22 protein-coding genes and 1 pseudogene are annotated in these 22,498 nt (G+C 66.4%); 20 read left to right on the forward strand and 3 right to left on the reverse strand.

The genetic code is table 11. The features are described 5' to 3' along the window. Positions 1 to 220: 220 nt before the first annotated feature. From argH to NFH97_RS07755, 8 genes and pseudogenes are all read left to right on the forward strand, one after another. The gene (gene argH, locus NFH97_RS07720) at positions 221 to 1,636 is read left to right on the forward strand and encodes an argininosuccinate lyase (protein WP_045993945.1); all 1,416 of its coding nucleotides are present in this window, start codon (positions 221 to 223) and stop codon (positions 1,634 to 1,636) included. Then, positions 1,633 to 1,767 (forward strand): annotated as a pseudogene (gene lptM, locus NFH97_RS21190) (LPS translocon maturation chaperone LptM); the annotation flags it as partial. The gene argH and the pseudogene lptM, both read left to right, overlap by 4 nt. Positions 1,768 to 1,850: 83 nt before the next feature. After that, the gene (gene lysA / locus NFH97_RS07730) at positions 1,851 to 3,158 is read left to right on the forward strand and encodes a diaminopimelate decarboxylase (protein WP_349624640.1); all 1,308 of its coding nucleotides are present in this window, start codon (positions 1,851 to 1,853) and stop codon (positions 3,156 to 3,158) included. Then, positions 3,158 to 3,991, forward strand: a complete 834-nt coding sequence (dapF, locus tag NFH97_RS07735; RefSeq protein ID WP_045993942.1) for a diaminopimelate epimerase — start codon at positions 3,158 to 3,160, stop codon at positions 3,989 to 3,991. Before lysA ends, dapF begins: the two co-directional genes overlap by 1 nt. Before the next feature lie 115 nt (positions 3,992 to 4,106). Further along, positions 4,107 to 4,826: a DUF484 family protein gene (locus NFH97_RS07740; RefSeq protein WP_045993941.1), complete on the forward strand. Its 720-nt coding sequence runs from the start codon at positions 4,107 to 4,109 to the stop codon at positions 4,824 to 4,826. Next, entirely contained in the window at positions 4,819 to 5,799 is a 981-nt protein-coding gene (locus NFH97_RS07745; RefSeq protein ID WP_222516413.1) for a tyrosine recombinase XerC, read from the forward strand. Before NFH97_RS07740 ends, NFH97_RS07745 begins: the two co-directional genes overlap by 8 nt. Further along, positions 5,796 to 6,554 carry an HAD family hydrolase gene (locus NFH97_RS07750; protein ID WP_349624641.1) on the forward strand — a complete coding sequence of 253 codons (759 nt, stop codon included), beginning with the start codon at positions 5,796 to 5,798 and terminating at the stop codon, positions 6,552 to 6,554. Before NFH97_RS07745 ends, NFH97_RS07750 begins: the two co-directional genes overlap by 4 nt. 75 nt (positions 6,555 to 6,629) lie before the next feature. Further along, positions 6,630 to 7,751, forward strand: a complete 1,122-nt coding sequence (locus NFH97_RS07755) for a fimbrial protein (RefSeq protein ID WP_349624642.1) — start codon at positions 6,630 to 6,632, stop codon at positions 7,749 to 7,751. A gap of 40 nt (positions 7,752 to 7,791) precedes the next feature. On the opposite strand, the gene yihA is transcribed toward NFH97_RS07755, so the two are convergent. Next, positions 7,792 to 8,400 (reverse strand): ribosome biogenesis GTP-binding protein YihA/YsxC, encoded by a 609-nt coding sequence (gene yihA, locus NFH97_RS07760; RefSeq protein WP_108131866.1) that lies wholly within the window; start codon positions 8,398 to 8,400, stop codon positions 7,792 to 7,794. Positions 8,401 to 8,632: 232 nt separating this feature from the next. Between yihA and NFH97_RS07765 the strand changes: the two genes are divergently transcribed. From NFH97_RS07765 to NFH97_RS07790, 6 genes are all read left to right on the forward strand, one after another. Continuing rightward, entirely contained in the window at positions 8,633 to 9,253 is a 621-nt protein-coding gene (locus tag NFH97_RS07765) for a c-type cytochrome (RefSeq protein ID WP_045993937.1), read from the forward strand. 214 nt (positions 9,254 to 9,467) lie between these two features. Next, complete coding sequence (locus NFH97_RS07770; RefSeq protein ID WP_045993936.1) at positions 9,468 to 10,109, forward strand: thiol:disulfide interchange protein DsbA/DsbL; 642 nt, start codon at positions 9,468 to 9,470, stop codon at positions 10,107 to 10,109. Then, entirely contained in the window at positions 10,106 to 10,930 is an 825-nt protein-coding gene (locus tag NFH97_RS07775; protein ID WP_045993935.1) for an endonuclease/exonuclease/phosphatase family protein, read from the forward strand. The genes NFH97_RS07770 and NFH97_RS07775 overlap by 4 nt, the downstream gene beginning before the upstream one ends. 237 nt (positions 10,931 to 11,167) lie before the next feature. Further along, positions 11,168 to 11,728, forward strand: a complete 561-nt coding sequence (locus NFH97_RS07780) for a TRAP transporter small permease subunit (RefSeq protein ID WP_349624643.1) — start codon at positions 11,168 to 11,170, stop codon at positions 11,726 to 11,728. Next, complete coding sequence (locus NFH97_RS07785) at positions 11,729 to 13,132, forward strand: TRAP transporter large permease (protein WP_108131869.1); 1,404 nt, start codon at positions 11,729 to 11,731, stop codon at positions 13,130 to 13,132. Between the two features lie 265 nt (positions 13,133 to 13,397). Beyond that, positions 13,398 to 14,501 carry a TRAP transporter substrate-binding protein gene (locus NFH97_RS07790; protein WP_045993932.1) on the forward strand — a complete coding sequence of 368 codons (1,104 nt, stop codon included), beginning with the start codon at positions 13,398 to 13,400 and terminating at the stop codon, positions 14,499 to 14,501. 138 nt (positions 14,502 to 14,639) lie between these two features. Here NFH97_RS07790 and NFH97_RS07795 read toward each other — a convergent pair whose 3' ends face one another. Further along, positions 14,640 to 15,065, reverse strand: coding sequence for a YqaA family protein (locus tag NFH97_RS07795; protein ID WP_045993931.1), 426 nt, complete (start codon positions 15,063 to 15,065; stop codon positions 14,640 to 14,642). Positions 15,066 to 15,139: 74 nt separating this feature from the next. Here NFH97_RS07795 and thiD point away from each other — a divergent pair, with 74 nt between their 5' ends. The 5 genes from thiD (at position 15,140) to NFH97_RS07820 (ending at position 19,836) form a co-directional block, all read left to right on the forward strand. After that, positions 15,140 to 15,970 carry a bifunctional hydroxymethylpyrimidine kinase/phosphomethylpyrimidine kinase gene (gene thiD / locus NFH97_RS07800; RefSeq protein WP_124805046.1) on the forward strand — a complete coding sequence of 277 codons (831 nt, stop codon included), beginning with the start codon at positions 15,140 to 15,142 and terminating at the stop codon, positions 15,968 to 15,970. A gap of 182 nt (positions 15,971 to 16,152) precedes the next feature. Continuing rightward, complete coding sequence (locus NFH97_RS07805; RefSeq protein ID WP_045993929.1) at positions 16,153 to 16,998, forward strand: universal stress protein; 846 nt, start codon at positions 16,153 to 16,155, stop codon at positions 16,996 to 16,998. 86 nt (positions 16,999 to 17,084) lie between these two features. Beyond that, positions 17,085 to 17,696, forward strand: a complete 612-nt coding sequence (locus NFH97_RS07810) for a chalcone isomerase family protein (RefSeq protein WP_349624644.1) — start codon at positions 17,085 to 17,087, stop codon at positions 17,694 to 17,696. 90 nt (positions 17,697 to 17,786) lie between these two features. Then, positions 17,787 to 18,224 carry a D-aminoacyl-tRNA deacylase gene (gene dtd, locus NFH97_RS07815; protein WP_349624645.1) on the forward strand — a complete coding sequence of 146 codons (438 nt, stop codon included), beginning with the start codon at positions 17,787 to 17,789 and terminating at the stop codon, positions 18,222 to 18,224. A 199-nt stretch (positions 18,225 to 18,423) separates the two neighbouring features. Further along, the gene (locus tag NFH97_RS07820; protein WP_124805045.1) at positions 18,424 to 19,836 is read left to right on the forward strand and encodes a uracil-xanthine permease family protein; all 1,413 of its coding nucleotides are present in this window, start codon (positions 18,424 to 18,426) and stop codon (positions 19,834 to 19,836) included. Between the two features lie 73 nt (positions 19,837 to 19,909). On the opposite strand, the gene NFH97_RS07825 is transcribed toward NFH97_RS07820, so the two are convergent. Next, positions 19,910 to 21,856, reverse strand: a complete 1,947-nt coding sequence (locus NFH97_RS07825) for an ATP-binding cassette domain-containing protein (protein WP_108131872.1) — start codon at positions 21,854 to 21,856, stop codon at positions 19,910 to 19,912. A 71-nt stretch (positions 21,857 to 21,927) separates the two neighbouring features. Here NFH97_RS07825 and NFH97_RS07830 point away from each other — a divergent pair, with 71 nt between their 5' ends. After that, positions 21,928 to 22,455, forward strand: a complete 528-nt coding sequence (locus NFH97_RS07830; RefSeq protein WP_240184267.1) for a TIGR02444 family protein — start codon at positions 21,928 to 21,930, stop codon at positions 22,453 to 22,455. Positions 22,456 to 22,498: the final 43 nt, after the last annotated feature.

The following is a 22,498-nucleotide window of genomic DNA, read 5'->3' on the forward strand; positions in this document are numbered from 1 at the left end:
GACGGGACCCGTTGCCGCGCCTGCCAGAAGCGCCTGCTGCCACCCTCGTTTCAGGGGCTGATGCCGCACCGTCCTTGCCGGCCCGCTGCACCCTCGCCTCAAGGGCCGACTCTGGTACACTTTGGGCATACCAACGACAACGGCTGCCGGCTCCGTCAGCGCCCTCGGCGCCGGCCACCGATCACGTCGCCATCGCATCGTCATTCAGGAAGTCCATTCAATGAGCCAGACCACCAACCAGTCCTGGGGCGGCCGCTTCAGCGAACCCACCGACGCCTTCGTCGCTCGTTTCACCGCCTCGGTCGATTTCGACCAGCGCCTGGCCCGCCATGACATCCAGGGCTCCATCGCGCATGCCACCATGCTCGCCCAGGTTGGCGTGCTGAGCGAAGAGGAACGTGACGCCATCCTGACCGGGCTCAAGGAGATCGAGACGGAGATCGCCGAAGGGCGTTTCGAGTGGTCGGTGGCGCTGGAAGACGTGCACATGAACATCGAGGCACGGCTGACCCAGAAGATCGGCATCACCGGCAAGAAGCTGCACACCGGGCGCTCGCGCAACGACCAGGTGGCCACCGATATTCGCCTCTACCTGCGCGAGGAGATCGACCTGGTCGCCAGCGAGCTGGCGCGGCTGCGTGCCGGGCTGATCGAGCTGGCCGAGGGCGAGGCCGACACCATCATGCCGGGCTTCACCCACCTGCAGACCGCTCAACCGGTGACCTTCGGCCACCACCTGCTGGCCTGGCAGGAGATGCTGGCCCGCGACCATGAACGCCTGCTGGACTGCCGCAAGCGGGTCAACGTGCTGCCGCTGGGCGCCGCCGCCCTGGCCGGCACCACCTACCCCATCGATCGTCACCTGACCGCCGAGCTGCTCGGCTTCGAGCGCCCCGCCGAGAACAGCCTCGACGCGGTCAGCGATCGTGACTTCGCGATCGAGTTCACCGCCTTCGCGAGCCTGCTGCTGATGCACCTGTCGCGGATGAGCGAGGAGCTGGTGCTGTGGACCAGCGCCCAGTTCGACTTCATCGACCTGCCCGATCGCTTCTGCACCGGCTCCTCGATCATGCCGCAGAAGAAGAACCCGGACGTGCCCGAGCTGGTGCGCGGCAAGACCGGCCGCGTCTACGGTCACCTGATGGGCCTGCTGACGCTGATGAAGTCGCAGCCGCTGGCCTACAACAAGGACAACCAGGAAGACAAGGAACCGCTGCTCGACACCCTGGATACCGTCAAGGGTTGCCTGCGCGCCTTCGCCGACATGGTGCCGGCCATCGTCTCCAAGGGCGATTCCATGCGTGAGGCCGCGCGCAAGGGCTTCTCCACCGCCACCGACCTTGCCGACTATCTGGTACGCAAGGGCGTGGCCTTCCGTGACGCCCATGAAATCGTCGGTCAGTCCGTGGCCTACGGCATCGAGAGCGGCAAGGATCTGTCGGACATGAGCCTCGACGAACTGCGCCAGTTCTCCGACGTCATCGGCGAGGACGTGTTCGAGGTGCTGACCCTGGAAGGCTCGGTGGCCGCCCGCAACCATATCGGTGGCACCGCCCCCGACCAGGTGCGCGCCGCTGCCCAGCGCGCCCGTGAGGCCCTCAAGACCCTTGCGACCGGCCAGGGAGGCGCCCAATGAACCGCCTCGTCAAGGTGCTGCGACCCGCCCTGTTGCCGGCCCTGCTGCTGGCCCTGATGGCCCTGGCGGGCTGCGGCCAGAAAGGCCCCCTGTACCTGCCCGGTGACGAAGAAGCGGCGGAGCGCTACGGCCCCCGCGAAACCGTCGAGGACGAACAGGGCGAAGAGGACAGCCAGGAAAGCGACCAGAGCGCGACCGAGGACGAGAGCTGAGCATGGATCACTTCAACTACCGAGACGGCGAGCTGCACGCCGAAGAAGTGCCTCTGGCCCGCATCGCCGAGGCGGTGGGCACCCCCTGCTACGTCTATTCACGTGCCACCCTGGAGCGCCACTTCCAGGCCTACCGCGAGGCGCTGGGTAGCCACCCGCATCTGATCTGCTACGCGGTCAAGGCCAACAGCAACCTGGCGGTGCTCAACGTGCTGGCGCGCCAGGGTGCCGGTTTCGACATCGTGTCTCAGGGCGAGCTCGAGCGGGTGCTGGCCGCCGGTGGAGACCCGGCCAAGGTGGTGTTCTCCGGCGTCGCCAAGCGCCCCGACGAGATGGCGCGCGCGCTCGAGGTCGGCATCAAGTGCTTCAACGTGGAGTCGCGCCCAGAGCTTGAAGTGCTCAATGAAGTGGCAGGCCGCCTGGGCAAGGTGGCGCCAGTGTCATTGCGGGTCAATCCCGACGTCGACGCGGGTACCCATCCGTATATCTCCACCGGACTCAAGGACAACAAGTTCGGTATCCCGGTGGACGAGGCACTGGAGGTCTACCGCCTGGCCGCCGAACTGCCGCACCTCAAGGTCACCGGGCTCGACTGCCATATCGGCTCGCAGCTCACCGAGATCGCTCCCTTCCTCGACGCCCTGGAGCGTCTGCTGGTGCTGCTCGACCGCCTGCGCGAGGAGAACATCGAGGTCTCGCACCTCGACCTGGGCGGCGGCCTCGGCGTGCCCTACAGGGACGAGACGCCGCCGGCCCCGTTCGACTACGCCTCGAAGCTGCTCGAGCGCCTGTCGCGCTGGGACGGCGGCGAGCGCCTGACGCTGCTGTTCGAGCCGGGCCGCTCGATCGCCGCCAACGCCGGCGTCATGCTGACCCGGCTGACCTACGTGAAGCCCGGCGAAACCAAGAACTTCGCCATCGTCGACGCGGCCATGAACGACCTGATTCGGCCCTCGCTGTACCAGGCCTGGCAGGCGATCATCGAGGTCGATACTCGCCTGGACCGCGCAAGCGACGTCTACGACGTGGTCGGCCCGGTGTGCGAGACCGGCGACTTCCTCGGCAAGGAGCGTCAACTGGCGGTGGCCCCCGGCGACCTGCTGGCGGTGCGCTCGGCAGGCGCCTACGGCTTCGTGATGGCCTCCAACTACAACAGCCGCCCGCGTCCGGCGGAGGTACTGGTGGACGGCGACGGCTATCAGGTGGTGCGCCGACGCGAGACCCTCGAGGACCTCTGGGCCGGTGAGTCGCTGCCCGGCGAATCGCAACCGGGATCGGCATCGGGATCGACGTCAGGAGCACCGCGCTGATGCTTCTGCACTTCACCAAGATGCATGGCCTGGGCAACGACTTCATGGTGGTCGACCTGGTCACCCAGCGGGCCCGCATCGAAGCCGAGGAAATCCGCCGTCTGGCCGACCGGCGCTTCGGTATCGGTTTCGATCAGCTGCTGGTGGTGGAACCGCCGCGGGACCCGGACATGGACTTTCGCTACCGGATCTACAACGCCGACGGCAGCGAGGTCGAGAATTGCGGCAATGGTGCGCGCTGCTTTGCCCGCTTCGTACGTGACAAGCGGCTGACCCACAAGCGCCAGATCCGGGTCGAGACCGCCGGCGGCCCGCTGGTGCTGGATGTGCATGACGACGAGCAGGTCAGCGTCGACATGGGTGCCCCGCGCTTCGCCCCGCCGAGCCTGCCCTTCGAGGCCGACGAGGACCGCCTGCGTCACACCCTCGAGGTCGACGGCGAGACCCTCGAGATCGCCGTCGCCTCCATGGGCAACCCCCACGCGGTGATCAAGGTCGACAGCGTCGACCAGGCGCCGGTGGAGCGCCTGGGCCCGCTGGTCGAACACCACCCGCGCTTTCCCAAGCGGGTCAACGTGGGCTTCATGCAGGTGGTCTCCAGCCACGAGATTCGCCTGCGGGTGTTCGAGCGCGGCAGCGGCGAGACCCTGGCCTGTGGTACCGGCGCCTGCGCTGCGGTGGCCTGCGGCATTCGCCAGGGCCTGCTCGAAAGCCCGGTGACCGTCCACCTGCCCGGCGGCAGCCTGACGATCCGCTGGGAAGGTGGCGAGCGCCCCTTGATCATGACCGGCCCCGCCGAGCGGGTGTTCGATGGACGAATTCCGCTGCGTTGACCCCAGGCGCACAGGACTCGACGGGACTGGGCTAAGCTGCCAGCAAGGTACCGGTCCCTCGCTTTCCCGGAAAATCGATCCAGCCTAGACATTGAACTCCAACAGGAAGACGCGCATGCCTCAAGCCGCCCCAGAGCCCCGCAAGACGCTCGACCCGGACCGCGTCGCCGAATGGCTGGCACGCCACCCGGACTTCTTCGTCGGTCGCGAAGGCCTGCTGCAGAGCCTCACGATTCCCCACCCGGAGACCCAGGGCGCCACCTCGCTGCTGGAACGGCTGGTCCATGACCTGCGCAAGCGCGCCGAAGGCGCGGAACTGCGGCTCGAGCAACTGCTCGACTCGGCCCGCCACAACGAGGCGCAGTATCGGCGCACCCGCGAGCTGGTGCTGGCACTGCTGGAAGCCCAGGACAACGACGCCCTGGGCCAGGCCCTGGCCACCCAGCTAAGCGAGCGCTTCCAGACGCCAGCGGTGTCGCTGTGGTGCCCCGCCAGCCTGACCGATCGCGACCCCAGACCGCCCCAGGCCCCGCGTCACGTGCTCGACGACCACACCGGCCAGCGCCTGACCGCGCTACTCGATGGGCGCGCCAGCCGCTGTACCCGTCTTACCCCCACCGACTGGAAGCGCCTGCTGCCCCACGCCAAGGCGCCGACCAAGTCGGGCTCCTGCGCCATCGCCCGCATGACCCTGGGCGAGCCCCAGGGCTTTGTGGTGCTGGCAAGTCCTGATCCCGACCACTTCCGTGCCAGCATGGACACCCTGTTTACCGAGTACCTGGCCGAGGTGCTGGTGCGCCTGAGCGTGCGGCTGTGCGAGCGTGATGATGGCTGAAAAGGCGGCTGAGACGACGGCTGAGACGACGGCCAAGTGGCAGCTTGCCGGCGCGGTAGCGGACTTTCTCGATGAGCTGGGTCGCACCGCCAGTGCTGCCACCGTCGACGCCTACCGGCGTGACCTGGCCACCTTCGAGAACTGGTGGCACGCCCAGGCCAATGACACCGACGCCAGGCCGCCGGATGATCAGGCCCTGACGTCCCACACGCTCCGGCGTTTTCTGGCCGCCGAACGCAGCCGAGGCATGGCACCGCGCAGCCTGAAGCGCCGCCGCGCCGCCCTGTCGCGACTGTGTGAACACCTGGTGGCGGCTGGCCGACTCGACTACAACCCGGTCGGCCTGAGCCGCGGCCCCCGGGCACCGAAGGATCTACCTCGGCCGGTGGACGTGGACCTGCTGGCGCGCTTTCTCGACACTCCCCACGACGGCTCGCCGCTGTCGGTACGCGACCAGGCGATGCTGGAGCTGCTCTATTCCAGCGGGCTACGGCTGGCGGAGCTGGCGGCGCTGGATCTCCCCGACCTCCACGGCGGCCGGGTGCGGGTCCTCGGCAAGGGCAACAAGCCGCGCCAGGTGCCGGTGGGCTCGCGTGCGCGCCAGGCCATCGACCAGTGGCTCGGCGTGCGCTCGGTGCTGGCCGCCGACGGCGAAACGGCGCTGTTCGTCGGCCAGCAGGGCCACCGGCTGGGCCATCGTGCCATCCAGGCACGCCTGGTCACCCAGGCCCGCCGGCGCGGCCTGCCGGAGCACCTGCATCCCCACCGCCTGCGCCACTCCTTCGCCAGCCACCTGCTGGAATCGAGCCAGGACCTGCGCGCCGTCCAGGAGCTGCTGGGCCACGCCAACCTGTCCACCACCCAGGTCTATACCCGGCTGGACTGGCAGCACCTGGCCGAGAGCTACGACAAGGCCCACCCCCGCGCGCGGCGCAGCCAAAGCGACGACAGCCATTCCGGAGACACCCCTTGATCGACCACGCGGCAGCGGACGACTTCAGCCGACTCAAGGCCATCACCTTCGATCTGGACGACACCCTGTGGGATAACAGCGGCGTCATGCAGCGCACCGAGCAGGGCCACGTCGACTGGCTGACCGAACAGCTCGGCGCCTGGCAGCGCGGCCGCGAGGAGCCGTTGACGCCCCCCATCGCGCTTTCGGACTACCTGCGTGAACGCCAGGCTCTGGCCAGGCGCAGCTGGTCGCGGCGCGGCGACTTCAGCTGGCTGCGTGAGCGCACCCTGATCCAACTGCTGGAGAAAAGCGGCGTCAACCGGGCGGCGGCTCACTGGTGGGCGGCGCTGGCGATGCAGCGTTTTCACTCGCTGCGCATCCTGGTCACGCCCTTCCCCGACACCGACGCCATGCTGGAAAGACTGAAGGGCCGCTATCGTCTCGGCAGCATCACCAACGGCAACGTGGCCTTCCACCGTCTGCCGCTGGCCCGCCACTTCCAGGCGCGTATCGCCGCCGGCGAGATGTTCGCACCCAAGCCCGATCCACGGCCCTTTCTGGCGATGCTGGCACGGCTTCAGGTCAAGGCCTGCGAGACCCTGCACGTGGGCGATTCGTGGGATGAAGACGTGCTGCCGGCGATTCGCCTGGGCTTGCGGGCGATCTGGATCGCGCCGCCAGAAGCCGAGACGGCCCCCTTGCCACGCGGCGTGACCCGACTGTCTCGGGTCACCGAACTGCCAGCCCTGCTCGGTGAGCATCAGGATCAATAAAGCGAGAAAAACCCCGGCGACCGCCGGCGCCACGTGGTAAACCGGCAGGCACCTGTACCCTGAGTGCCTGCCGCCATGCCCCGCCCGCTCTATCGCCCCCTCTCTTCATCCCCGCCGACCCGGCGTCACCTGCGACGAGTGCTCAAGCTCGGGCTGGCGTTTGCCCTGGTTTCGGGACTGGGGCTTGTTTCGGGGCTGTCTTCGGGGCGTGTTTCAGGACTGGGGCCCGGTCTCTCCCTGCCGCTGGGCATCGCGCCAGCCCTGGCGGCACGCCCTACCTGCGACACCGTACGCCCGCCCGGTACCTGCGGCCTCTACAGCACCGGCATGTCCTACCCCTCGACCTTGTCCGGCACCACGCCGGAAGGCAACACCGCGGGGGTAGCCTCCTTCCACACCACCTACGCCTGCCAGACCGGCAGCGACGGCCGCGTCTACATCCTGCTCGATACCCAGGGTTCCTACGACAGCGCCACCGGTGACGCCAAAAGTGCAATACCGGGCTTCTACTTCGACAAGGCCGACACCAGCATGGGCGGCCATCACCACCAGACCCTGGTCGCCGCCCTGCGCACCGCCAACCACGCATCTGGCTGTGTCTCCGGCAGCGTCGTGACCGAGATACCGATCGTGCGTCATGGCGACACCGAACCGGGCTACTACAGACAGTTTACCTACTCGCCTCATACCCACGTGGCGACCAGCACCGGCGCCAGCGACAACTATACCGGTACGGTCGTCGGAGTTGGCGGCGCTTACGTCACCGTGATCGAGAGCACCTGCAAGATGTGGACCCCCTACATCACCCTGCCCGATATCGACCTCAGCGAACTGCCGGGAGCAGGATCTCGGGGCGGCACCACCACCGCCTACCTGAGCTTCAACGACTGCGATGAGGTCAACATGGCGGATTTGTCCATACGCTCGAGCGGCGCCAGCGTCATCAACGCCCGCCAAGGCATCCTCGGCAACGCCGACACCTCAGGTGAAGGCGCCAAGGGCATCGGGCTGGCGCTGGAAATCGACGCTTTTTCTGCCCACGACTTCGCCCCCGCGGACCTGTCTGGCTCGCGAGCGATTGGCCTGATGGGGGAGGCGCCCAAGGTTCCGTTACGCGTCAGCTACTACCGCTATGCCGAGCAGGCATCCGGTGGGCGCGTCAAGGGGCTGCTGGAGGTCACCGCCACGTACAAGTAGCCGGCGGGCTCGTCAGGCTGGCTAGGGCTCGTCAGGCTGGCTAGCCTTCGTGCGCAAGCCAGCCGTCCAGGCGCCGATGGGCCTCGTCGACGCCCTGGCGCTTGAGCGCCGAGAAAAGCTGCACGCTGACCAGGTCCTCCCACTCACGCAGCCGCGAGCGCACCTGCTGCAGGGCATTCTTGGCCGCGCCCTGCTTCAGCTTGTCGGCCTTGGTCAGCAGGATATGCACCGGCAGGTCGCGCTCATCGGCCACATCCAGCAGCGCCAGGTCGAACTCGGTCAATGGGTGACGCACGTCCATCACCAGCACCAGCCCCTTGAGCGAAGCTCGCTTCTGGAGGTATTCGGCCAGGTGGCGCTGCCACTCCAATTTGACCTTTTCGGGCACCTTGGCGTAGCCGTAGCCGGGCAGGTCCACCAGCCGGCGCTCGCTGTCCTCGCCCAGCGAAAAGACGTTGATGAGCTGGGTGCGCCCCGGCGTCTTGGAGGTACGCGCGAGCGCCTTCTGTTGGGTGATGGTGTTGATCGCGCTGGACTTTCCGGCATTGGAACGTCCGGCAAAGGCGACCTCGACACCACTGTCTTCGGGGCATCGGGCCAGCGTCGGCGCACTGGTGAGGAATCGGGCCAAGGAGTAGTTGAAAGCCATGAGATGGAAGAAATCCTGACGGTGATCAAAGGTAGGGTCGAGGGCCCTGGCATTCCCGCCCCCGGGGTGTTTGGTTATAGTAAGCTTTGAGGCGGCTGCGACCCGGGGAATCATCATAACATTGTGCCGCTGTCGCCAGCGACCGGCCTCAGCGCGGGCGCTTCCCCCTGCAGTGAAGGCCACGCCTTCCGCGGGACCGTGAAAACATTAAAACGGCATAAGTGAACTAGCGATGAGACAGTTACTGGCAAGCCTGGCAATCTCCATCGGCGTCGTCGGCGCCGCCCATGCCGACCTCCAGAGTGACGCAGACGCCGCCGCAGGACGCGACAAGGCTACCGCCTGCGCCGCCTGCCACGGCCAGACCGGCGCCAGTATCGCGCCGACCTTCCCCAACCTGGCCGGCCAGCAGGCCTCCTACCTGGCCAAGCAGATCATCGACATCCGTGACGGCACCCGTCCGGTGCCGCAGATGGCGGGGCAGGTGGACAACTTCAGCGACCAGGACGCCTGGGACGTGGCCGCCTTCTTCGCCGGCCAGGACCCGGTGGTGGGGCAGGCCAAGGATGACGAGGCGTTGCTCGAGCGCGGCGAGGCGCTCTACCGCGCTGGCGACCTGGCCAAGGGCATCCCGGCCTGCAGCGCCTGCCATGGCCCGACCGGCAGCGGCATCGGCTCGGCGGTCTATCCGGGGCTTTCCGGCCAGCACGCCGGCTATGTGGTCAGCACCCTCCAGGCATTCGCCTCCGGCGCCCGCGCCAACAGCCCCGGCGGCGTGATGGCCGACATCGCCGCCAAGATGAGCGATGCCGACATGGAAGCCGTGGCCAACTACGTCCAGGGCCTGCACTGATCGATTCACCTTTCGATGCGTCCCGCGGGGCGGCCCTTGTGGCCGCCCCGTTGCGTTTACCAGCAAAGATAGACATGCGACGCCTGCCCAATCGGGATATTCGGGAACCCTTCGAACGTTGTAGACTCAAAACAGCGTTCGCTTTGCGGCTCCAGGTTCGTCGCGCCCTCGCGCCGCCATGGCATGCCCGCCTCAATCAAGGAGAAAACATTCTATGCTGAAGTCACTGATGATGGGCCTCGCTGGCCTTAGCCTGTCGACCATGGCGGTCGCCGCCTCGATCACCGAGGGCGAGGACTACACCGTCGCCCCCAATCAGGTCGAGCTGGGCAGCGACGATGGCAAGATCAACGTGACCGAAGTGTTCTGGTATGGCTGCCCACACTGCTACTCGCTGGAAGATCCGCTCAACGCCTGGGTCGCCGAGCTGCCCGATGACGTCGAGTTCGAACGCATGCCGGCCACCCTGGGCGAGACCTGGGTCAAGCATGCCAAGGCCTTCTATGCCGCCCAGCAGCTCGAGATCCTCGACGAGGTGCACGAGGACTTCTTCGACGCCATCCACCAGGAAGGCGAGCAGCTTACCGAGCCAGCAGACATCGCCGCCTTCTTCAGCGACTACGGTGTCAGCGAAGAGCAGGCGCTCAAGGCGCTGGACGGCTTCGGCGTGAAGTCCCAGATCAATCGCGCCAGCGCCACCATGCGCAACCTCGAACTGATGGGCGTCCCCGCGCTGATCGTCGATGGTCGCTACATCGTCTCGCCGAGCACCGCCGGCAGCCTCGACAACATGCCGCGCATCGCCGAGGCGCTGGTGGAGCAGATCCGCAGCGAACAGGAGTCTGGAGCCCAATGACGTCACTGGCCGAGGAACGCCACCCCACGCTGGACAGAGGTCACCTGAGGCTGGTGACCTTCAACCTGCAGGTGGGTATCCAGACCTCGGCCTACCACCACTACCTCACCCGTAGCTGGCAGCACCTGTTGCCTCACCCGCGTCGGCAACGACGTCTGGACATGATCGCCGAGGTGCTGTCGCACTTCGACATGGTGGGGCTACAGGAGGTGGACGGCGGCAGCTTTCGCTCGAACCAGGTCAATCAGCTCGAGTACCTGGCCATGCAAGGCGGCTTCCCCCACCACTATCAGCAGCTCAACCGCAACCTCGGTCGACTTGCCCAGCACAGCAATGGCCTGCTCTCCCGGCTGGCACCCAGCCGCATCGAGGAGCACCGCCTGCCGGGGACCCTGCCCGGCCGGGGCGCCATCCATGCGCGCTTCGGCCAGGGCCCCGAGGCCCTGCACCTGTTCGTCGCCCACCTGGCCCTGGGCCAGCGCACCCAGAACCTGCAGCTCGACTACCTCAGCGAACTGATCCAGCCACTCAAGCACGTGGTGGTGATGGGAGACCTGAACTGCACCCCGGATCGCCTGCACGCCCACGACCGCTTCTGTGCCTCGTTGCCGCTGCATCCGGTGCGACCGGCACTGAGCTACCCTTCCTGGCGCCCCAGCCGAGCGCTGGACCATATCCTGCTGTCGTCGTCGCTGGAGGCCGATGAGGCCGAAGTCCTCGACCGACTGTTTTCGGACCACCTGCCGGTGGCCGTCGATATTCGCCTGCCCCAGCCCTGCCTCGCCGCCATCCAGGCCGATCAGCCCGAGCAGCCTGCCTGAGCCATCCTGTCGGCGGCGGACGCCAAGCCAGCGGACCTCGACTTTTGGTGTCATGACAGTGCTACCTCGACTGCCGTATAGTCAGCGTTGACGTGCACCGAGATTCGCTAATGTCTCCGCGTGCCACACTATCCATGACGCCAGGTCCCCCCGGCAAGCCGACGTCCTGCCCTGGCGACGGCGTGCCCGGGCGCCAGCCTGGACAATGATCGCCCTGACACCACCAGCGAGTTCCTAATGTCTACATCTTCCGGCTTGCCGGGGCCACTGGCGGCCCTGGACGCCTTCTCCGAACGCCTTGGCAGGGGCCTTTCCTGGCTGATCCTGGCGATGATGATCATCCAGTTCCTGATCGTGGTGCTGCGCTATGCCTTCAGCGTCAACAGCATCCCCATGCAGGAATCGGTGATGTACATGCACGCCGCCGTGTTCATGCTGGCGGCGGCCTACACCCTGAAGCACGGCGGACACGTGCGCGTCGACATCTTCTATCGCGCGATGTCGCCCAGGCGCAAGGCGCTGGTCGACCTGCTCGGCACCCTGCTGCTGCTGCTGCCGGTGATGGGCTTCGTGATCGCCACCAGCCTCGGCTACGTCGGCAAGTCCTGGGCCATCTTCGAGGGCTCGCCCGACGCCGGCGGCATCCCCGGGGTGTTCCTGCTGAAGACGCTGATACCGGCCTTCGCCGTGCTGATGATTGTCCAGGGCATCGTCGAGATCTACCGCAACATCCTGATTTTAAAGGGGCGTCTCGACCCCAACGCCCTTACCCACGACGCCGACGAGGAGCACCTGTAAATGCTGGAGTTCATGCCCCTGGTGCTGTTCGGTGTCATCTGTACGGTCTTGATGTTCGGTTTTCCGGTCGCGCTGTCGCTGGCCGGTACCGCCCTGGCCTTTGCCGGGCTCGGCTACGGCCTGGAGTCCCTCGGCATCGATGCCAACTTCGACGGCAGCTACCTCAACGCCTTCCCCAATCGCCTCTACGGCATCATGACCAACACCACCCTGCTGGCGGTGCCCTTGTTCGTGCTGATGGGCGTGCTGCTCGAGAAGTCCAAGGTCGCCGAAACCCTGCTCGACGCCATGGCCCTGCTGTTCGGCTCGCTGCGCGGCGGACTCGGCATCTCGGTGACCCTGGTCGGCATGATGCTGGCCGCTTCCACCGGCATCGTCGGCGCCACCGTGGTCACCATGGGCCTGATGTCGCTGCCGACCATGCTCAAGCGCGGCTACAGCCAGTCGCTGGCCACCGGCACCATCTGCGCCACCGGCACCCTGGGTCAGATCATTCCGCCGTCCATCGCTCTGGTGCTGCTTGGTGACGTGCTGTCCAGCGCCTACCAGCAGGCCCAGCTGTCCATGGGCATCTTCAGTCCCAAGACGGTGTCGGTGGGCGATCTGTTCATGGGGGCGCTGGTCCCGGGCCTGATCCTGGTGCTGGTGTATATCGTCTACGTCAGCCTGGTGGCGCTGTTCAAGCCCAGCGCCGCCCCTGCCGCCGATCGCCAGGAACTGATGGCCGAGCTGGGCCACACCTCGGGCATCGGCCTGTTGCTGCTCAAGGGCCTGGTGCCGCCCATCGTGCTGATCGTCGCGGTGCTCGGCTCGATCCTGGCCGGACTGGCCACCCCCACCGAGGCTTCCGCGGTGGGTGCCTTCGGCGCCCTGGTGCTGGCTCTGGCCTATCGTCGCCTCGATCTGGCCACGCTCAAGGACGTGCTGCGCTCCACCACCCACGTCACCACCATGGTGTTCCTGATCCTGATCGGCGCGGCACTGTTTTCACTGGTATTCCGCGCCTACGGCGGTGAAGAGCTGGTCACCCATCTGTTCGAGAACATGCCTGGCGGGGTAGTCGGCGCCACCATCATCGTGATGCTGGTGATCTTCCTGCTCGGCTTTATCCTCGACTTCATCGAGATCACCTTCGTGGTGGTGCCGATCGTCGGTCCGATTCTGCTGGCCATGGGCCTGGATCCAATCTGGCTGGGCATCATGATCGCGATCAACCTGCAGACGTCCTTCCTGACGCCTCCCTTCGGCTTCGCCCTGTTCTACCTGCGCGGGGTGGCCCCGGAGTCGGTACCGACGTCCGCAATCTACCGAGGCGTGATTCCGTTCATCGTGCTGCAGCTCGGCATGCTGCTGGCCCTTTCGTTCTTCCCGGAACTGGCCACCTGGCTGCCGGAGCAGTTCTGATGCCGAAAACCTCAGCGCCGGGCCCTTTCACTCTCGATGCTGGCCCGCAGCTCGCCACCTGGCTGCCGGAGCCGTTCTGATCCGGCGCGTTGGCGATGCGTGGACGGCAGCCCACGCCGGGGGGGGGCCCGGCGTCTATAGTTGCCCGACGAGCCATCGCCCGCTTCACGGCGTCTCGGGCCATCCCGCGAGACGCCAACTACCCGCCGGCCCTACCCTGGCCGGCAGGTCCCGACAACGCCAATACCATACAAAGGGGACTTACATGCAACGCAGCTCAATCGCCAAGGCCATTACCCTCGCCGGTGCCTCCGGTCTACTGCTGGTCGGAGCCCAGGCCCAGGCCCAGGACACCTTCGAGTGGAAGCTGGTCACCTCCTGGCCGAAGAACTTCCCCGGTGTCGGCCAGGGTCCCGAGCGTCTGGCCAAGCTGGTCGAGGAAATGTCCGACGGCCGCCTGACGATCGAGGTGTTCGGTGCCGGCCAGCTGGTACCGGGCTTCGAGGTCTTCGACGCCGTCGCCGAAGGCACCGCCCAGATGGGCCACTCTGCCTCCTACTACTGGAAGGGCAAGGCGCCCGCCGCCCAGTTCTTCGCCGCCGTGCCCTTCGGCATGAACGCGCAGGAAATGAACGCCTGGCTGCACTATGGTGGCGGCCTGGAGCTGTGGAACGAGCTCTACGATGACTTCGGCGTCGAGGTCATGACCGCCGGCGCGTCCGGCGTACAGATGGGCGGCTGGTACAACCAGGAAATCAATTCGGTCGACGACCTGGACGGCCTCAAGATGCGCATGCCGGGCCTCGGTGGTGAGGTCATGAACCGCATGGGCGTGGCCATCGTCAATATGCCCGGCGGCGAGATCTTCACCTCGCTGCAGTCCGGCGCCATCGATGCCACCGAGTGGATCGGCCCGTACAACGACCTGGCCTTCGGCCTGCATCAGGCCGCCGAGTACTACTACTACCCGGGCTGGCATGAGCCGACGGTGATGTTCGAGGCCATCGTCAACGATGAGGCCCTGGCCGAGCTGCCCGCCGACCTTCAGGCGATCCTGCGCACCGCGGTGCGCGACGTGAACCAGGACGTGCTGGACGAGTACACCGCGCGCAACAACGATGCCCTGGCCACCCTGATCAACGAACACGACGTCCAGCTGCGCAAGCTGCCCGACGACGTGCTCGCCCAGGCTCAGGAGATCTCCGCCGAGGTGGTGCAGGAACTGGCTGACTCCAGCGATATCGCCGGTCGCATCTACGAGTCGTACCGCGACTTCCAGGACAAGGTGGTGAACTACCACGCCATCTCCGAGCAGGCCTACTACAACGCCCGCAACCCGGACGGCGGCACTGACTTCGGCCAGGAGTAACCCATCCAGAAAGTGTCGAGCATTGCCGACACAAGCACCCAGGGGCCGCCTCGCGCGGCCCCTGTCCGTTTTCGGGGCACGGGCGGACATCGTGTCGACTCTCGAGCCTTGCTCGAAGCGCTCGCTCTCGAGCAGTGATCAGCCGCAGCTGAAATAGCGTTCGGCAAACCACAGCAGCACCGCGTAGCGCCCGCCCTTGCTGACGACGATCCACAGCGTGGCACGCCACCACGGCAGCCGGGCGATTCCCGCGAGTACCGTCAGCGGATCCCCCACCACCGGCAGCCAGGCCAGCAGCAGACTCGCTTCTCCGCCCTTGCGATACCAGCGCTGGGCTCGTGCCAGTCCCGCCCGGGAGGCGGGAAACCAGCGCCGATCCACATACTGGGTGGCGTAGCGGCCCAGGGCGACATTGACCAGACTGCCCAGGGTATTGCCCAGGGTGGCCACCAGCCACAGCGCCAGCGGCGCTTCGCCCCGGCACCACAGCCCGGCCAGCCATAGCTCGGACCCTCCGGGCAGCAGGGTGGCGCTGGCAAACGCCATGACAAACAGACTCAGCATGATGCGCTCGACATTGGCTCTCTCAGCGCCGCCTCTTGTATTCTGTGTCTTCTGCTGACTTTCGGGTGTCTTTCATGTCCCACGCCGTATCCATCCCTCACACACTGACCATCGCCGGCTCCGATCCTTCTGGCGGCGCCGGCCTCCAGGGCGACCTCAAGACGCTGTCGGCCCTGGGCACCTATGCCACCAACGTCATCACCGCGGTGATCGCGCAGAATACCTGTGGGGTACGCGAGGTGCACCCGGTGGCTGCAGAGAGCATCCGGGTGCAGCTCGATCACCTGCTCGACGACGTGCGCATCGACGCGGTGAAGATCGGCATGGTCGCCAGCCGCGAGGTCGCCGAGACCCTGCGAGAAGCGCTCGAGGCCAGGCGTCCCCGCTGGATCGTGCTCGACCCGGTGATGGTGGCCAAGAGCGGCGACATCCTGGTGGATGAAGCCGGGATCAGTGCGGTACGCGATGTGCTGGTGCCGCTGGCCGACGTGATCACCCCCAACCTGCCCGAGGCGGCGGTGCTGCTGGGGGTCGAGCCGCCCACCAGCGCCGATGCTATGGAGGCGATGCTGCCCGCGCTCAAGCAACTGTCAGCCCCCTATGTGCTGCTCAAGGGTGGCCATCTCGATGGTGATAGCTGTCCCGACCTGCTGGCCTCGCCCGGTGGCGATCGCTGGCTGCCGGCGCCGCGCATCGATACCCAGAACCTGCATGGTACCGGTTGTGCCCTGTCCTCGGCGATCGCCGCCAAGCTGGCCCATCTGCCACAGGACGCCGACGAGGCGCAGGTCATCGACGCCATCGGCGACGCCAAGCGCTGGCTGCACCAGGCGCTCGACGCCAGCCGGCGGCTGTCGGTGGGCCAGGGGCGCGGCCCGGTGCATCACTTCCACGCCTGGTGGTAGCGGCAGGAGCCGTGGCGGGCGATGGCGGGTCGTGGAAGCCACGATGCGCCCGGTCTGATCTGATCCGAGCGCAGGACGGGCGCTATCGTGCACTGACAGGGACTGACGACGCCGTCGCTTGCGCGAATCGGCACGTCCGCCCATGCTGAAGGTTCACCCACTGGCGTCGTGAGGGCAGAGCCATGACTCGCACCCTGCTGTTTGCCTGTGACCTGTCGGCAGAAAACCGTTCCGCCTTCGGCCGCGCCATCCGCCTGGCCAACGAGATGGGCGCCCGTCTCGATGTACTGCACGTGCTGGATCCCTACCTGCCCCACCGGGTGCTGCGCGACCTGGAAGGTGCGGTAGTAGATGACATCCACGCCATCGCCACCGACCTGCGCGAAGACTACGCACTGGCCGAACCGCCGCTGCTGGTGCAGACGGTGACCGGCGCCCCCTACGCCGAGATCATCCGTGAGGCCCACGATCGCAACGCCGAGATGATCATCCTCGGCACCCATCGCAAGCGCGGACACCCTGACCTGATCGGCGGCACCACCCTGGCCCGGGTGCTGTTGAGCGCCCCCTGTCCGGTGCTGACCGTCAGCCAGCCCCCCGCAGAGCCGTGGAACGACATTCTGGTCCCGGTGGACTTCTCCCTGACCTGCCGTCGCACCCTGCGCGAGACCCTGCGACACTTTCCGGAATCCCGCCTCGAGTTGCTCCACGCCTGGGACGTGCCAGGCGAGCGCGAACTCGGCTCCGATACCGACTTTGCTCAGTGGCGCGATCGTGAGGTCATCCGACTTAGACAGCAGCTCGAACAGGAGATCGACCACCTGATGGCGGAATTCGATCGGGTGCCGGAACTGGAACTGGTGCTGGAACAGGGCGACCCCCTGGACGTGTTGATCGCCCATCTGCGCCGTCAGCCTCCCGATCTGCTGGCACTGGGCAACCGCAGTCAGGCGGGCCGACGCAGTCAGATTACCAAGCGTCTTCTGGCGGAGCCCCGTTGCGACATCATGCTGTGCCGCGCCTGGTAGTCACGGGAAGAACGCTCTACAAAAACTGTACATAAGTCATATCTCGCGCCATGATGTGTACAACATCATGTCACGGGAGTTTCATCATGCCTTCGCGACAACCCCGACAGCACCCGCTGGTTCGGCTGCTTGCCGCGGTCAGCCTGATCACCTGTCTGACCCTGACCATGGCCGCGCCCCCCGAGGCCAACGCCCAGACGTCGACGCAGCAGGTCAGCGTCAAGAGCGCTAGCTTTGCCACCCAGATCGACGATGGCCGGCGCTACGAGATGATCGGCCACGGGCTCTTCACCTATCTGGTGTGGGACGCCTACGCCGGCGCCTACTACCAGGCCGCGGGGTACCCCCGCCCCGCTCCCGAATCCGACGTCCCGCGCCGGCTGGTGCTGCACTACTTCCATGCCATCGAGGCCGATGACTTCGCCAGCACCACCCTCGATACCGTACGCGAGCAGGTCGGCGCCGTGGACTTTCCGTCGATTCGCCGCCCGCTGACCGCGCTGGTCGACAGCTATCGCTCGGTCGCGCCGGGCGACCGCTATTCGCTGACCTGGGATGGCGAGAGCCTGATCCTGGCGCTTAATGGTGCCCCGCTGTACCGCTCCAACGACAAGGCGCTTGCCAACGCCATGTTCGCCATCTGGCTCGGTGAAGATCCCCTGGACCGCGACTTCCGCGACGCTCTGCTGGGGCGCTGACGCCGGCGCCTCCCTGGCCAGGCAGGCCCGTGCTAGGCTAGCGGGCCCTGCTGTGTGCAATCCCCCACCCGTTGCCAGAGGAAGCCCTGCATGAAAGCCCTGATCCAACGTGTCCGCCGTGCCAGTGTCGAGGTCGAGGATCGCACCGTCGGCGCCATCGACCACGGCCTGCTGGCCCTGGTCGGGGTGGAAAAAGGCGATGACGAGGCCTCGGCCGAGCGCCTGCTGCACAAGCTGCTGCACTATCGCGTGTTCGCAGACGACCAGGACAAGATGAATCTCAATGTGCAGCAGGCCGGCGGTGGCCTTTTGCTGGTGTCCCAGTTCACCCTGGCCGCGGATACCCGCAAGGGGCTGCGTCCCAGCTTCTCCAGCGCGGCGCCACCGGCCGAAGGCGATCGTCTGTTTCACTACCTGCTCGACCAGGCCCGCCAGCGCCATGCACCGGTGGCCAGCGGCGAGTTCGGCGCCAATATGCAGGTGGCACTAGTCAACGACGGGCCGGTGACCTTTCTGCTCGAAAGTTGATTCCCCTCCCCCTGGCGCGAGCGCCAATAGGCAGCGAACGCGGCGACCTGCCACCTTTCTGATCTTCGTAAGCCCGATCGCAACGCGATGTCGGCGGGGCGGTAAACCAGGCTCTCTCGTCTAATCCCGTCTCATCTTGATGTTTATGGAAACATTTACCACAATCACCTGTATACAAAAACAACCGGTGATCGTATCCATGAGCAACGCCCGCTACCCCGTCAGCGTCTCGGTCTTCGACTTCCACGGCCGGCCACCGCTGAGCCGTGCCCTGCCACTGTCGCTGCAACACATCCTCGCCATGATCATGGGTACCATCACGGTGCCGATCATCGTCTCCGGTGCCATCGGCGCCTCCACCGCCGAAACCCTGCTGCTGATCCAGATTTCGCTGGTGGCCTCGGCGCTGTCGACGCTGATCCAGCTGTTCGGTGTCTGGCGCTTCGGTGCCCGCCTGCCGACCATCTTCGGTGTCGGCTTTGCCTACGTGCCCACCCTGACCGCCGTGGGCGCCCAGTATGGCCTCGGCGGCATCCTCGGCGCCCAGTTGATCGGCGGCATGGCGATGCTGCTGGTCGGGTTCGGTATCCGCCCGCTGCGTCACCTGTTTCCGCCGGTGGTGGCGGGGGTGGTGGTGCTGGTGATCGGCCTGTCGCTCTACGACATCGCCATCCACTACATGGCCGGGGGCAAGGGGAGCGCCGACTACGGTGGCGGCAGGCAGTGGCTGGTGGCGCTGGTCACTCTGGCCGTGGTGCTGGCGATTTCCCAGTTCGGGCGGGGCTTCATCAAGCTCGCCGCGATCATCTGCGGCATCGTGGTGGGCTACGCGCTGGCACTCGCGCTGGGCATGGTGGACTTCACTGCGGTGCATCAGGCGGCCTGGTTCAGTGCGCCGCGCCCGCTCCCCGTGACGCTCGAATTCGCGCCGGTGGCGATCCTGTCCATGGTGATCATCTGCGTGGTCAATTCGGTGCAGACCATCGGTGATCTATCCGCTACCACCATCGGTGGCATGAATCGCGAGCTGGGCCATCGGGAGCTGTCCGGGGGCTTGCTGGGCAACGGCCTGTGCACTCTGGTCGGTGCCCTGTTCGCGGCTCTGCCGACGGCGTCGTTCAGCCAGAACGTCGGTATCGTCGCCATGACCAAGGTCATCAGTCGTTCGGTGCTGGCACTGGCGGCGCTGTTTCTGCTGGCGGCGGGACTGATGCCGAAGTTCGGCGCGCTGATGACCACCATTCCCTATCCGGTGCTCGGTGGCGCCACCATAACGGTGTTCGGCATGATCACCATGACCGGTATCCAGCTGCTGACCCGCGACGAGCTGTCCGGGCGCAACATGACCATCGCCAGCCTGGCGCTGGCGCTGGGCCTCGGGCTCGCCGCGGCGCCGCAGGCCATCGCCGCGCTGCCGGACACGATCGAGATGGCGATCGGTGGATCACCCGTGGTGGTGGCGGCGCTCACCGCCGTGCTGCTCAATCTGCTGCTGCCTCACAAGAGCCTGGCCGACGAGCAGGCCGAGCGCGAGCGGCTGGCCGCGCGCATGGAAGCCAGCGACACGGCTCCCGCTAGCGTGCCCGCCTCATCCCGGTGCGACTCGCAATAGCCGTTCGCCACACCCACTCGCCCCTGCTATCGGGCGACCCAGCGACCCGAGGCGCTATCGAACCGAGCGTGGCTCAGCCCGACAGCGCCTCGTTCATTTCCTCGAGCGCCTCTTCGGCGGCGAGCCAGTCGGCCTCCAGCTCCTCGAGGCGCGCCTTGAGCTCGCCCTGGCGCGCCAGACAGTCGGTCAGTTCCTGCTTGCGCGCCGCGTCGGTGTAGAGCTCGGCGTCGCCGAGCTGCGCTTCCACCTCGCCGAGTTCAGCCTGGACCTTCTCCATGGCCTTTTCGGCCTTGTCCCGCTCGCGCTTCAAGGGCCTGAGCTTCTCGCGCAGCTCGGCGGCGGCACGGCGCGAGGCCTTGCGATCCTCCCGCGGGGCGGCCTGGCCAGCCTCGGCCCTGTCGGCCTTGTCTTCCCTGGCCGCACGACGATCGCTTTCCAGGCGTGACTTGAGCCAGGCCCGGTAATCCTCCAGGTCGCCATCGAAGGGTTCGACCCGATGGTCGGCGACCTTCCAGAACTCGTCGACGGTGGCCTTGAGCAGGTGGCGGTCGTGGGATACCACGATCACCGTCCCTTCGAACGACGCCAACGCCTCGGTCAGCGCCTCGCGCATCTCCAGGTCCAGGTGGTTGGTCGGCTCGTCGAGCAGCAGCAGGTTGGGCTTCTGCCAGGCAATCAGGGCCAGCGCCAGGCGTGCCTTCTCGCCGCCGGAGAACAGCTCGACCCGGGCAAACACGTCGTCTCCCGGAAAGCCGAAGCCACCCAGGAAGTTGCGGATATCGCTGTCGGCGGCCTGGGGCGACAGGCGCTGCACGTGGGTGAAGGGGGTCGCCTTGAGATCGAGCCCTTCGAGCTGGTGCTGGGCGAAGTAGCCCACCGCCAGGTGCTCGCCGGGCACCCGACGGCCAGAGAGCAGCGGCAGATCGCCGGTCAGCGACTTGATCAGGGTCGACTTGCCCGCGCCATTGGGACCGAGCAGACCGATGCGCTGTCCCGGCAGCAGAGTCAGCTTCACGTCGGACAGCTGGGTGCGCTCGCTGCCGTCCTCGCGACGATAGCCCAGGCTGGCATCATCGATCACCAGCAGCGGATGAGACGTCTTGTCCGCCGCCGGCAGGGTAAAGTGAAAGGGGGAATCGACGTGGGCCAGGGCGATGTCGCCCATGCGCTCGAGCATCTTCAGTCGGCTCTGGGCCTGGCGCGCCTTGGTCGCCTTGTAGCGAAAGCGGGCGACAAACTTCTCGATTTCCTCGCGACGCGCCTGCTGCTTCTCGGCCTGGGCCTGCTGCAGCGCCAGCTTCTCGGCCCGGGTCCGCTCGAAGGTGGTGTAGTTGCCCCGATAGAGCACCAGGCTGCGACGATCGAAGTGCACGATGTGGTCACACACCGCATCGAGAAAGTCGCGGTCGTGGGAGATCAGCAACAGGGTGCCGGGATAGCGCGTCAGCCACTGCTCTAGCCACAGCAGGGCGTCCAGGTCCAGGTGGTTGGTCGGCTCGTCGAGCAGCAGCACGTCGGAGGGCATGAACAGGGTACGCGCCAGGTTGGCTCGCATGCGCCAACCGCCGGAGAACGCCGACAGCGGCTTGTCCAGATCGTGCTGGGCGAAGCCCAGCCCGACCAGCAACTGGGCCGCGCGGGCTGGCGCGCTGTAGCCGTCCAGCGCCTCGATGGCGCCGTGAAGTTCGGCCTCGCGGTGATGGTCACCGTCGGCCTGGGCAGAGGCGAGGGCAGCCTCGGTACGCCTTAGCTCCGCATCCCCGTCGAGCACGTACTCGATGATGGGGCGAGACAGCGCCTCGACTTCCTGCGCCATATGGGCAATGCGCTGGCCGCCACTCATCTCGACCGCGCCCTTGTCGGCGCCGATCTCGCCGAGGATCAGACCAAACAGACTGGACTTGCCGGCGCCATTGGGGCCCACGATACCGGCCTTGTGGCCGGCGTGCAGGGTCAGGTCGGCACCCTCGAACAACGGCTCGGCGCCGCGTTGCAGGGTTACTTGGCGCAGTGCAATCATCACGGCTCCATCGGGATGAGCCCGCCGGGCCGGGCACCCGCGAGCTTCTCTAATAAAAGAAGGATATCGTCTTGGACCCCGATTCTACCGAATTCACCGCTCGCCTGCGCCCTCGCCTGGCGACTTCGCCGCTATGGGACTTCGCCCTGGCAATCTATGCCCGGCCAGGCGTCGAGCAAGCCTGCCTGACGCTGCAGGATGAGCACGGCTGGGACGTGTGTGAACTGTTGTGGCGATGCTGGCTGTATCAACAGGGCGCCCAGGCAGGTGCACTGCCGTCAGAGGTCGCCGCCTGGCAGCGCGAGGTCACCCAGCCTCTGCGCCGACTGCGCAGGGATCTGAAGCCCCAGGCGCAAGCCGACCCGCAGGTGGCGAGCGTTCGCTCGCGGATCAAGCAGGCGGAGCTCGAAGCCGAGCAACAATGCCTGCAGATGCTCATGAAAATTAGCCTGAACGAACTGGCTTTCTCGCCGATACCCGCCAGACTCCAAGGTCTAGAAAATGTGCTGCTTTCTAGCCAACAACGGCAGAAAAAAACGCAACTTATGGCCATAAGAAGCGTGGAAAGCCAGCTTGACCCTCTTCCGGCAGCGCGCTAGCCTGACGTTAACTGCATGAGAATTCCTGCATTTTTTGCATGAT

Origin of the sequence: Halomonas sp. SCS19, from assembly GCF_040147015.1 — a bacterium.
Taxonomy (GTDB): domain Bacteria; phylum Pseudomonadota; class Gammaproteobacteria; order Pseudomonadales; family Halomonadaceae; genus Halomonas; species Halomonas litopenaei.